General features: G+C 43.0%; 13 protein-coding genes. 9 read left to right on the forward strand and 4 right to left on the reverse strand.

The features are described 5' to 3' along the window. Positions 1-61 precede the first annotated feature (61 nt). The 5 genes from FTU87_RS05375 to FTU87_RS05395 all read left to right on the forward strand — a co-directional run bounded on the left by FTU87_RS05375 (position 62) and on the right by FTU87_RS05395 (position 2182). A complete protein-coding gene (locus tag FTU87_RS05375; RefSeq protein ID WP_100329202.1) occupies positions 62-352 on the forward strand; it encodes a hypothetical protein in 291 nt (96 codons plus the stop codon). Between the two features lie 7 nt (positions 353-359). Beyond that, positions 360-782 carry a YqaA family protein gene (locus FTU87_RS05380; RefSeq protein ID WP_005095796.1) on the forward strand — a complete coding sequence of 141 codons (423 nt, stop codon included), beginning with the start codon at positions 360-362 and terminating at the stop codon, positions 780-782. Positions 783-978: 196 nt separating this feature from the next. Then, on the forward strand, positions 979-1173 hold the full coding sequence (gene rpmI, locus FTU87_RS05385; protein ID WP_004278281.1) for a 50S ribosomal protein L35: 195 nt from the start codon (positions 979-981) through the stop codon (positions 1171-1173). 11 nt (positions 1174-1184) lie between these two features. Next, positions 1185-1544 carry a 50S ribosomal protein L20 gene (gene rplT, locus FTU87_RS05390; RefSeq protein WP_005095799.1) on the forward strand — a complete coding sequence of 120 codons (360 nt, stop codon included), beginning with the start codon at positions 1185-1187 and terminating at the stop codon, positions 1542-1544. 155 nt (positions 1545-1699) lie between these two features. Next, positions 1700-2182 (forward strand): GNAT family N-acetyltransferase, encoded by a 483-nt coding sequence (locus tag FTU87_RS05395; RefSeq protein WP_180096770.1) that lies wholly within the window; start codon positions 1700-1702, stop codon positions 2180-2182. Between the two features lie 349 nt (positions 2183-2531). Here the strand turns inward: FTU87_RS05395 and FTU87_RS05400 are convergent, their stop codons facing one another. Continuing rightward, entirely contained in the window at positions 2532-3557 is a 1026-nt protein-coding gene (locus FTU87_RS05400; RefSeq protein WP_180096771.1) for a hypothetical protein, read from the reverse strand. A 158-nt stretch (positions 3558-3715) separates the two neighbouring features. Here FTU87_RS05400 and pheS point away from each other — a divergent pair, with 158 nt between their 5' ends. The 3 genes from pheS to FTU87_RS05415 all read left to right on the forward strand — a co-directional run bounded on the left by pheS (position 3716) and on the right by FTU87_RS05415 (position 7507). Beyond that, the gene (pheS, locus tag FTU87_RS05405; protein WP_005095803.1) at positions 3716-4696 is read left to right on the forward strand and encodes a phenylalanine--tRNA ligase subunit alpha; all 981 of its coding nucleotides are present in this window, start codon (positions 3716-3718) and stop codon (positions 4694-4696) included. Between the two features lie 136 nt (positions 4697-4832). Beyond that, entirely contained in the window at positions 4833-7214 is a 2382-nt protein-coding gene (pheT, locus tag FTU87_RS05410; RefSeq protein WP_180096772.1) for a phenylalanine--tRNA ligase subunit beta, read from the forward strand. Further along, the gene (locus FTU87_RS05415; RefSeq protein ID WP_004783565.1) at positions 7211-7507 is read left to right on the forward strand and encodes an integration host factor subunit alpha; all 297 of its coding nucleotides are present in this window, start codon (positions 7211-7213) and stop codon (positions 7505-7507) included. Before pheT ends, FTU87_RS05415 begins: the two co-directional genes overlap by 4 nt. A gap of 102 nt (positions 7508-7609) precedes the next feature. Here FTU87_RS05415 and FTU87_RS05420 read toward each other — a convergent pair whose 3' ends face one another. The 3 genes from FTU87_RS05420 to trxA form a co-directional block, all read right to left on the reverse strand. Then, complete coding sequence (locus tag FTU87_RS05420; protein ID WP_180096773.1) at positions 7610-7897, reverse strand: hypothetical protein; 288 nt, start codon at positions 7895-7897, stop codon at positions 7610-7612. Between the two features lie 402 nt (positions 7898-8299). Then, positions 8300-9568 (reverse strand): transcription termination factor Rho, encoded by a 1269-nt coding sequence (gene rho, locus FTU87_RS05425; RefSeq protein ID WP_005095808.1) that lies wholly within the window; start codon positions 9566-9568, stop codon positions 8300-8302. 322 nt (positions 9569-9890) lie between these two features. Further along, a complete protein-coding gene (trxA, locus tag FTU87_RS05430) occupies positions 9891-10217 on the reverse strand; it encodes a thioredoxin (protein ID WP_004278266.1) in 327 nt (108 codons plus the stop codon). 260 nt (positions 10218-10477) lie between these two features. Here trxA and ppx point away from each other — a divergent pair, with 260 nt between their 5' ends. Next, positions 10478-11998 carry an exopolyphosphatase gene (gene ppx, locus FTU87_RS05435; RefSeq protein WP_074384073.1) on the forward strand — a complete coding sequence of 507 codons (1521 nt, stop codon included), beginning with the start codon at positions 10478-10480 and terminating at the stop codon, positions 11996-11998. The last annotated feature ends 29 nt before the right edge of the window (positions 11999-12027 follow it).

The following is a 12027-nucleotide window of genomic DNA, read 5'->3' on the forward strand; positions in this document are numbered from 1 at the left end:
TGCTAAAATAGCCTTAAATAAATAAAGCCACCCTTAAGGTGGTTTTTTATTGGATGGATATATGAACGATTTTCTTCTGAATTTTACCAAGATTGTTGAAAGCAATACCCGAATTTACTGGAGTATTCTCTTCGGTATTGCTGCATGTTTAGTACTTTATATTGCTGAAATTGTACATATTGATCAGGTAATTGCTGCTCTCAATACCAAAGATCAGCAGATTTTGCGTGCAGCGATTGAACCCATTACCCAGCAGTATAAATGGGGACGGATCATGGCAATGGTGGCAGCAGTACTGTGGTCCAGCTGGGAATATAGCAAAGCCAAGAAAAAACTGCGTTTAAGCCGTTAATACTGGCATGAGCCTGTTTCTGCTCTTTCTATCAGCCTTCGGTGCAGCGACATTACTGCCTTTACAGTCTGAAGCTGTGCTGCTTGGTCTTTTGGTACAGGCAAGCCATAGTGTGGCACTGTTAATTGCGGTGGCCAGTCTGGGGAATATTCTGGGTTCCTGTGTCAACTGGTATCTGGGGCTCAAAATCGAGCATTATAAAAATAAAAAATGGTTTCCGGTGTCAGAAGACAAGATGCTCAAGGCACAAATGATATATCAGAAATATGGCTATTGGTCTTTGCTGCTGAGCTGGGTGCCTATTATTGGAGATCCAATTACTTTAATTGCAGGACTACTGAAAGAAAACTTTGCCCGATTTTTGCTCATTGTCAGCCTGGCGAAAATTGGACGTTATCTGTTTATTTATGCGGCTTTTGCCCTGTTCTAAACCTGAAGCGATTTTTCTGATTCTGTTTTGCGCACTATTTTTAAAGTGAAATCATAAAACCATCCTGTTTAAATTCGCTTATTGGATGAAGATGCTTTTGTTTTAAACAAAGATGCTTTAGAATACTCGCTCCCTTACCTGCAGGTCGTTTTGTAATGGTGCAAACGAGCCGAACAGGTGTTCAAAAGAGGTTGTTATGCCTAAGATGAAAACTCGCCGTGGTGCAGCTAAACGCTTTAAAGCGACTGCTAACGGTTTTAAGCGTAAACAAGCGTTCAAACGCCACATTTTGACCAAAAAATCTGCTAAGCGTATTCGTCAATTGCGCGGCTGTGTAATGGTTCACGTAAGTGACGTTGCTTCAGTTCGTCGTATGTGCCCGTACATCTAAGGAGATTATAAATGGCTCGTGTAAAACGTGGTGTACAGGCTCATCGCCGTCACAAAAAAATTCTTGCTCGCGCTAAAGGTTACTATGGTGCTCGTTCACGCGTTTACCGCGTAGCGTTCCAGGCGGTAATCAAAGCTGGTCAATATGCATACCGTGACCGTCGTCAGAAGAAACGTCAATTCCGCGCTTTGTGGATTGCACGTATCAATGCTGGTGCACGTCAAAACGGTTTGTCATACAGCCGCATGATTTCTGGCTTGAAAAAAGCTCAAGTAATCATTGACCGTCGCGTTCTTGCTGACATCGCTATGCATGACGCAGTTGCGTTTGCTGCGATTGCTCAAAAAGCAAAAGATGCGTTGGCTGCATAAGTCTTTATGACTTGAAAAAAGACCGCCATTTGGCGGTCTTTTTTTATGCTTAAATAAAAGTAGTCATTCTAAATATTATTTAAAAATCAGTATTGTAAATCCTATATTTTTTAGTCATTGTTAAACTGCATAATTAAAAATAAGGCTTAAAAATAATGATTCGACTTGCCACTCAACAGGATGTTCTGCCGATTGCCCAAGTGCACGTACAAAGCTGGCGTGAAAGCTATAAAAATATCATTAAACCAGAAATTCTCGATAAGTTGAGTGTAGAACAAAGAGCCGCCTTGTGGCGTTCTGTGCTTGAACAGGAAAATCGACGGGTATTTGTCTATGAAGAAGATGCTCAGGTGCTGGGCTTTGCTGCTTTCAATTTTCCGGTGGATGCACCAATTAGTGAATTGAGAGCACTTTATTTGCTTCAAAATATTCAAGGTCGCGGCATTGGACGTGATTTGGTTCAATTGGGTCTGGGTTTAAGTCGAGAAAAATCCTACCAGCATATGCAATGCAGCGTATTAAACCTGAATTCCAGTCGTTATTTTTATGAAAAGACCGGCGCCTATTTTGTCAGTGAAGGAGATGCCAGTGATCTGGGCGAGAATCTTAAAGATTTATATTATCAGTGGGACATTTAATTTTTAAATACTCTGGCCAAGCTAGCTCAACGTAGAAAAATCTAAAACCTGGGAAAAAACGATAGAAAATAAATCAGCCTTTACACTGTAGGGCTGATTTATCCTTTTATCTCACTATATGCACCGATCAATTAAAAGAGCATTTCCGGGCGATCAGCAAATAACAGCTTCGGCTCATTCAAATAATGCTGAAATTTTCAGACAGCTGCTTGTCCTTAATTCCCTCATAGATTGGATGATCAAAATCTATTATAAAAGCGCCAGCATTATTTCAAGCTGATGTCTGCTCCTGAGTATCAACATCTCCATTGAATTCTGCCCGGGATATTCAAGCTTTTCTGGCAAAATGTTAAAGGCCGAAATAGTAGCCAATCAGACAGATAATCACGGTAATCACAATTAAGGTCAGCACATTTGCAGATGAACTGGATTTGCCTGGGTCCTGAGGTTTTTCTGCTTTAGAAATTTTTGGTGAGCGGTCTTCGGTACTCATACCCACAAATGGATCAGGCGCAACTTTAGGTGTTAGCTGTGCCGTTTTATAGTGGTTGGCGACTTTGCTGATGAATTTAGCACTTAAATCATCAATTTTTTGCGAAAAATGTCGCAGGTTAAGTTGTTGCTCCGGACTGAGTACTTCGCCATCTGCACGATAGGGATGCTGGATTTTCGTTTGAATAAAGTCATTCAATGCATCTAGCCGGTATAAAGTCTGATGGGCATAATCAGCTGAATAGTCGGTTGGAATCAGGGCCAAATGACTTTCTGTATCTGCCTGAATTGCCGGTATCGTGCCGTAGTATGGAAGATTGGTATACGCCGGTTCTATAAAATCTTGAGCTAGGCTGCTTTCAAATAACTCATAATTGGTATAAGCCTGAATATCATCCCAGTTCGGTGCTTCCAGATCTGTGTCAATACGCTTGGCCAGTTTGGGATTCAGCTCATAACACCAGAATGTTTCATGACGTAAAGGGGATTGCTGCGATTTAGGCGCTTCGTAATCATTGTCTGCGCTATACCATTCCGGCAATTCTTTGCCAATAATCCAGGCAGTTTTGGCTTTGGCACCATGGCTGACGATAAAATGCGCCAGAGGTAGCAGCTCGACATTGGCATTCGGATTTTTTTCATCAACCAGTAAATCCGAGCGATGCAAGCTTAGTCGGCGAACCCCTTGTTTTTTAAGTCCTTCCAGCCAAATCTGAAAATGCTGGGCCAATAGGTGCTGTGACATCAGATCCCGGAAGGCAAACTGATGCTGATTAAAAATGGAATGTTGAATCCAACGATTGAAACTCAGGTCCTGAGTCAGATACTCATTGCCATAAGTGACCAAGGTCAGCTGCTGTTTCCAAATTTGATCGAGTGCCATAGTGATTTGATCTGATTGATATTGTGTTTATCTTATACTTTTTATATTTAATCATGCCAATCTAATTTTCCTTAAAACGTATCTTCATCAAAGTGTCTAAAAACTGTTAGAATGTGGGGTTTTAAAATATTTTTTAACCTGTTGCTTTGAGAGTTACTATGTCACTGGAAGCCCTGACCACTGAAGCGCTCGCTGCGATTGCAGCAGCAGAAGACCTTGCTGCACTTGATCAAGTACGAGTGCAATTTACGGGGAAAAAAAGCCAGCTCGCGGAACAATCTAAGTCGCTTGGTAAAATGGATCCTGAACAACGTAAAGTCTTCGGTGCACAAATCCATGCTGTACGCGAAGCCATTACCGCTGCATTAACATCACGTCAAGCTGAACTGCATAAAGCGGCTTTAGAACAAAAATTGGCAAGCGAAACCATTGATATTACCTTGCCCGGTCGTGGTCAACAGGTGGGCAGTATCCACCCTGTGACCCAGGTACAAGAGCGTATTTGTCAGTTCTTTACCAAAGCCGGTTTTACGGTGGCCACTGGTCCTGAAGTTGAAGATGACTATCATAACTTTGAAGCGCTGAATATTCCGGGGCATCACCCGGCGCGTGCCATGCATGACACCTTTTACTTCGATGTAAATCATTTGCTACGTACGCATACGTCTGGTGTACAGATCCGTACGATGGAAACACAACAGCCACCGATCCAGATCGTGTGTCCGGGCCGTGTCTATCGTTGTGACTCGGATCAAACCCATTCGCCAATGTTCCATCAGATCGAAGGTTTGTATGTGGCTGAAAATACCAGCTTCGCAGAACTGAAAGGTTTGTTGATTAACCTGCTGAATGAATTCTTCGAAAAAGATTTGAAAGTACGCTTCCGTCCATCTTATTTCCCGTTCACTGAGCCGAGTGCTGAAGTGGATATCATGGATGAACGCGGTCGCTGGTTAGAAGTTTTGGGCTGCGGTATGGTGCATCCAAATGTGCTACAAGCTGCCGGCATTGACCCTGAGAAATACAAAGGTTTTGCTTTCGGACTGGGCGTAGAACGTTTTGCGATGTTGCGCTACGGTGTGAACGACTTACGTATGTTCTTCCAAAATGATGTGCGTTTCTTACGCCAGTTTGCTTAAAACTTTTTATTTAATCCTCTCCTAACCTCTCCTTTAAGAAAGGAGAGGGACTCCACGAAATAAATGGGGTTCTCCCCCTTAGAAAAGGGGGAGTCAGAGGGGGATTCTAGAGATTTGAATTACAGGTTTTATATCAATGAAAATTAGCGAAAATTGGCTACGCACATGGGTCAACCCAGCCATCGATAGCGACAAACTTTCTGATCAATTGACCATGTTGGGTCTTGAAGTCGATGAACTTGCACCTGCAGCAAAAGCATTTACAGGCGTAGTGGTTGGTGAAGTTCTGACAGTAGAACAACATCCAGATGCAGACCGTTTACGTGTGACCACTGTGAATATCGGTACAGCTGAGCCATTACAAATCGTCTGTGGCGCGCCAAACGTACGTGTAGGCATGAAAGCGCCTGTAGCAACCATTGGTGCGGTATTGCCGGGTGATTTCAAAATCAAGAAAGGCAAGCTACGTGGTATTGAGTCTCAAGGGATGCTGTGCGGCGCTTCTGAGATTGATCTCGAAGATAAAATTGACGGTCTGTTAGAGCTACCAGACGACGCAGCTGTGGGTGTCAACATTCGTGAATATCTGGATCTTGATGACAATGTGATTGACATCAGTATCACGCCGAACCGTGGTGACTGTTTCAGCATTCGCGGGATCGCACGTGAAATTGGTGTGATTAACCAATTGCCAGTGACTGCGCCTGAAATTAAAGAAGTGACTGCAACCATTGCTGATGAAAAGCAGGTTGTAGTCAGCACTGAAGGCTGTCCACGTTACTTAGGTCGTGTGATCAAAAACGTCAATACCAAGGCAGCGACTCCTGTATGGATGGAACGCGCATTAGCACGTTCAGGTATTCGTCAGCACAGTATTCTGGTCGATATTACCAACTATGTCTTGATGGAGCTGGGTCAACCGCTACATGCATTTGATGCTGCTAAAGTGCAAGGCGCAGTCCATGTACGTCAAGCCACTGCGGACGAAAAACTTGTGCTTTTAAACGAGCAAGACGTTGAGCTTTCTGACAACGTGATGGTGATTGCGGATGACGAAAAAGCATTGGCGATTGCCGGTATCATGGGTGGCCTGTCTTCAGCAGTCAGTGATGCAACCACTGAAATTTTCCTGGAATCTGCTTTCTTCGCACCATTACATATTGCCGGTCGTGCCCGTAGCTTTGGTTTACATACGGATGCCTCACAACGTTATGAACGTGGTGTGGACTTTGAATTGCCATTAATTGCAATGCACCGTGCATCTCAGCTTATTTCTGAGCTGGCTGGCGGTGAATTTGGACCAATCACCGTGGCGGAAAAAGCTGAACTTTTGCCAAAACGTGATGCGATTGAATTAAACCATGCTCAAGTCGATCAGTTATTAGGTTATAAAGTTGAAAGCGATTTTATTACTGATGCCTTGACACGCCTTGGTTGCACGGTGATGGTAAAAGCAGAAGGCGAATGGTCTGTAGTTCCGCCATCACATCGTTATGATATGGTGATTTATCAGGATTTGATTGAAGAAGTTGCACGTATTCATGGCTATGACAACATTCAAATCAGTCTGCCTGTGATTGATGTGAAGTTGGCCAAATACCAGGATCAGTTTGAACTGGGTCAATTACGTCAAACGGCGGTGACTTTAGGCTATCAAGAGGCGATCAGTTTTAGCTTCGCTGACTTGAAGCTTGAAAAGCAACTTAATTCCGGTGTGAATCCATTAGCATTAGCAAATCCAATTTCAAGTGATTTGGCGGTGATGCGTTCAACCTTGCTGTCTAGCCTGATCCCTTGTGTTCAGTACAATGTTAACCGTCAGCAAAGCCGTGTACGCTTCTTTGAACTGGGTTTACGTTTTGACTATCAGGAAGCCAGCAGCATTCATGATTTAAAACAGATTCCAACCTTTGCGCTGATTGCAACCGGTTCACGTCATGTTGAATCTTGGCATGCTAAACCTGCTGCAATGGACTTCTTTGACTTTAAAGGTGATGTAGAAGAAATTCTGGCTGCCGGCCGTGTCAAAGTGGAATATGTACGTTCAGAGCGTAGCTGGTTACACCCAGGTCAATCCGCAGAAATTCTCGTGAATGGTCAATCAATTGGTTACCTAGGGCGTCTACATCCTTCTCTGGAAGACGAGCTTGATCTGGCAACGACTTGGGTGGCAGAATTGGATCAAACGGCTGTTTTGCAAACTTATGTATCTAATTTTACAGAATTATCACGTTTTCCATCGGTTCGACGTGATATTGCGCTTTTAATTAGTGATAAGATTAATGTTAGCGAAATTCAGGGACTTATCGAAAAAACAGGTGGGGAGCTTTTAGACTCGACGTGGTTATTCGATGTGTACACTGGACAAGGAGTAGAAGAAGGGAAACGCTCACTGGCATTTGCACTTCTCTGGCAGCATCCAAGCCGTACACTGGAAGATGCTGAAATTAAATCAGGTATGGATAATATCCTTCAAGTGTTAGAAAACACTTACCAAGCGACATTGAGGGCTTCATGACAGCACTAACTAAAGCAGAAATGGCTGATCATTTAAGTGAGCTCACGAGTTTAAACCGTCGTGAAGCAAAACAAATGGTTGAGTTGTTTTTCGATGAGATCAGCCAAGCGCTGATCTCAGGCGAACAAGTAAAACTTTCGGGTTTTGGTAACTTCGAGTTGCGTGATAAGCGTCAACGTCCAGGCCGTAATCCTAAAACGGGTGAAGAAATTCCGATTTCTGCACGCCGTGTGGTGACCTTCCGTGCGGGACAGAAGTTCCGTCAACGTGTGGGAAATGAGCAGATCAACTGATCTGCTTTTTTTTAAATTCTGTTATTTTTCTAAATTTCAGTTTTTAAAATAAGAAAAAGAGAGCTCAAGGCTCTCTTTTTTTGTACTGAATAATCTAAAAGATTATTGAGCAGCAGCTTCAGAAGCAGCAGTAGCGTCAGCAGCAGCGTCAACAGCAACAGCAGCAGCAGCGTCAGCTTCAGCAACAGCAGCGTCAGCTTCAGCAGCAGTTTCAGAAGTAGCTTCTACAGCAGCAGCGTCAGCAGCAGCTTCAGCTTCAGAAGCAGCTTCTACAGCTTCAGATGCAGCTTGGTTAGCGTCAGCAGCAGCGTCGTCAGCTTTTTTAGCACAACCAACGAAAGCTAGAGTAGTAGCAACTGCAGCAGCAATAGCGATTTTTTTGAATAACATGGCATCACTCTCTAAAAATTGAGATTAAAAAAAACCTAAGTTAGTCTGTTAAGTGCTTTTATTGTTCCTAATTGTGTTAGGGACTAACAACGCAGGAGCAGTCTAACTGGTCTGCAAATATGCTATCACTGCGCCTTTTTAATTGCTACTAGCAAGACTCAAAAAAGTACTGAAAAATGCTAAAAAATCATAAGTTTTTAACAGAAAATAACAATGGAATGAAACATTTAGATTGGAGAAAGGCTTGTTAAGTTTTTAAAAGTTATACAATTTTTAATTTGATTATTTTATTAATCAAAAACTTAAAAATAAGTTTACATAAATGAGGCTCGATTGTTTCATTGTGTAATTTATGTCAACCTAAAAAAAGGCCACCGCTTAGGTGACCTTTCATTTGAAATTTTAATTCGAGGCTTTACGTTTCATCTGATCAAAGAAGTCATCATTGGTCTTGGTTTCTTTCATGCGATCCAGTAAGAATTCCATCGCTGCCAATTCATCTTGAGTATGCAGCAGCTTACGCAGAATCCAGACTTTGCGCAGATTGTCTTCTGACATCAGGCGTTCTTCACGGCGAGTACCAGATTTCTTGATATTCATCGCAGGGAAGACACGTTTTTCAGCAATACGGCGATCCAGAGTAATTTCCTGGTTGCCTGTACCTTTGAATTCTTCGTAGATCACTTCATCCATCTTGCTGCCTGTTTCAATCAGGGCAGTAGAGATAATGGTGAGTGAACCACCTTCTTCAATATTACGTGCAGCACCGAAGAAACGTTTAGGACGTTCTAATGCATGCGCATCTACACCACCGGTCAAAACCTTGCCTGATGAAGGAATCACCGTGTTATACGCACGTGCCAGACGGGTAATCGAATCCAGCAGAATCACCACATCTTTTTTGTGCTCAACCAGACGTTTGGCTTTTTCAATCACCATTTCAGCGACTTGAACATGACGTGCAGGTGATTCATCAAAGGTCGACGCAACCACTTCACCGCGAACGGTACGTTCCATCTCGGTGACTTCTTCTGGACGTTCATCAATGAGAAGAACAATCAGAATAGCTTCTGGGTTATTACGAACAATCGATTGCGCAATACTTTGCAGCAACATGGTTTTACCGGCTTTTGGCGGTGCCACAATGATTGAACGTTGACCTTTACCAATCGGTGCCACCAAGTCGATCACACGTGTGGTTAAATCTTCAGTGGTACCATTACCGAGTTCCATCACCAGCTGTTCAGTCGGGAACAATGGGGTCAAGTTTTCGAATAAGATTTTATTACGTGAATTTTCAGGGGTGTCGTAGTTAATCTGATTAACTTTAAGTAAGGCAAAATAACGTTCGCCTTCTTTTGGTGGACGAATAGTGCCAGTAATGGTGTCGCCAGTACGTAGGTTAAAACGACGAATTTGAGAAGGACTGACATAGATATCGTCAGGGCCTGCTAAATAAGAACCTGCGGCTGAGCGTAAAAAGCCAAAACCATCTGACAAAATTTCTAGAACGCCATCACCAAAAATCTCTTCGCCATTCATTGCATGACGTTTTAAGATGGCAAAAATAATGTCTTGCTTACGGTTACGAGCCATACCTTCAAGGCCCATAAACTCGGCAATCTTGATGAGTTCGCCAATCGGTTTTTTCTTGAGTTCGGTTAAATTCATAGGTGGTCAGATAGAATCAAAGTTCTGAGGTACAGGTTAGAAAGGGAGTAACATTCGGCCGCATACAAGCATTCAAACGAAAGCAATTGAATTTGCAAAAGAACAATTCAGAGATCTGTTTGAGTGTTTCAAAGAAAAATGTGAAAAACAATTTCTATTGCCGAGCGGCATCTTATGTAATGTGTCTTGTAAGAAATTGGCAGGATTTAAGATCCTTTATCTCTTGAGTAGCAAATATAAGAGAAAATGTCGGCTTTGTCAATTTATAGCCGAAAAAAATACGCGATTGTCAGTCGCGTATTTTTTACTGAAAATGCTGGGCTTAGATATTGTCATCAATAAACGCAGTCAGTTTAGATTTTGGCGCAGCACCCACTTGAGTTGCAACAACTTCACCATTTTTGAACATCAACAAAGCCGGGATATTACGGATGTTGAAATTTACGGCAGTTTGTTCGCAAGAAGTTACGTCAACTTTCACGATTTTAACTTTGCCCTGGTATTCATCAGCAAGCACTTCTAGTACGGGTGCAATTGCTTTACATGGTGCACACCAGCCCGCCCAGAAGTCGACCAGTACAGGTACGTCTGATTGAAGAACGTCTGCTTCGAAGTTTGCGTCAGTAGTGTTTACGATGTTGCCAGACATGGAATGTGCTCCAGATTAATATTTTAAAGATAACTAATTATTAGTATTACATAGCCATCTTTAACAATGTAGGGGAATCTGTAAATTTTCAATGCTTAATGTTATTTTGTCTAATGGATGATCACGATAGTGATGATCGTGTCTCACTATTGTTCTCCATATAAAAAAGAATCATGCATCAAATTGTCGCTACAAATGGCTTTTAAATTGCATGCATGTGAATTACTCTAAGCACAATTCGTTAAAGGTTTATTTCCGGAATGTCTGACTTTTTGATTGATGAAGAATTACTTGCCGCCATCGATATGGGATCAAATAGCTTTCATTTGGCCATCGCACGTGTAGATCATGGCGAAGTTAAAAAAGTGGCATCAATGTCAGAAAAAGTTCAGCTTGCCGCCGGACTCGATGAAAATAAAAATTTAACCGAAGCTGCACAGCAACGGGGTTTGGCCTGTCTGGCACGTTTTGTCGGACGTTTAGGTGCAGTTCAGCCAAATCGTTTACGGATTGTGGCGACCAATGCCTTGCGTCAAGCCAAAAATGGGCATGAATTTATTCAAAAAGCTGCAGAAATTCTACCCAAACCAATCGAAATTATTGCCGGCCGTGAAGAAGCCCGTCTGATTTATCTCGGGGTTTCGCATACCATGGCCAACAGTGGTCGTCGTCTGGTGGTTGACATCGGTGGCGGTTCGACTGAACTGATTATTGGTGAAGAGTTCGAGCCGATTCATACTGAATCGGTGCAGATGGGCTGTGTCGCCTTTACCAAGGCTTATTTTCAGGATGGTGAGATCAGTGCCAAAGCTTTTGATAAAGCGGTTACTGCGGCGCGTAAAGAAATCTCCGGAATTGCCAATACCTATAAAGAAGCCGGCTGGGATGCGGTGGTCGGTTCCAGTGGCACGATCAAGGCCTGTCGTCAGATTTGTATCAATATGGGCTGGAGCAATGACAAAGAACAGCTCACCCGTGAAGGCCTGGAAAAGCTCAAAGACAAACTGCTCAAATATAAATATGTCTCGGATATGGAATTCGAAGGTCTCAAAGAAGACCGCCGCGCGGTATTGCCGGCTGGGATTGCCATTCTCTATGCTGTGTTTGATGTGCTCGGAATTAATCATCTGGTTTATTCGGATGGTGCGCTGCGTGAAGGCGTGATGTATGACTTGCTTGGCCGTTTCAAGCATGAAGATATCCGTGATCGTTCCGTACATGCCCTGATTGGTCGTTATAATGCCGATGCCAAACAGGCCGAGCGTGTGGTCCAGACTGCACAAAAACTGTTTAATGACGTGGAACATGAACTGGGCCTGACGATAGAGGATAGCGATCTGTTACGTCGTGCTGCCTATCTGCATGAGATTGGTTTGGCGATCAGCCATAGTGGTTATCATCGTCATGGTGCCTATTTATTACAACACTCGGATATTGCCGGTTTCTCACAAGTCGACCAAAATCATTTGTCACATTTGGTCGCACACCATCGCCGCAAATTGCGCGTTGATGCCAAGCATGATGTGATGAAAGTCGGTGGATCGAAACTTTTATGGTTATGTTTGCTGCTTCGTCTGTCGGTTTTGGTCAATCACAGTCGTAGTGATGAGATGCTTCCTGCCATTGAACTCAAGGTTGAAAATGCGCAACAATGGCAGCTCAGCGTGTCTGGTGATGCCCGACAATGGCCATTGCTGGTGGCTGAACTGCATGATGAACAGCAGCAATTTAAAAATTGGGAGATTGAACTCTCGATTCAATCCGAACAGTTTGTTAATTAATACCTTTATAGGGATGAAAACGGTTAACC

This window comes from Acinetobacter sp. YH12156 (assembly GCF_013418235.1).
Classification (GTDB): Bacteria; Pseudomonadota; Gammaproteobacteria; order Pseudomonadales; family Moraxellaceae; genus Acinetobacter; species Acinetobacter pseudolwoffii.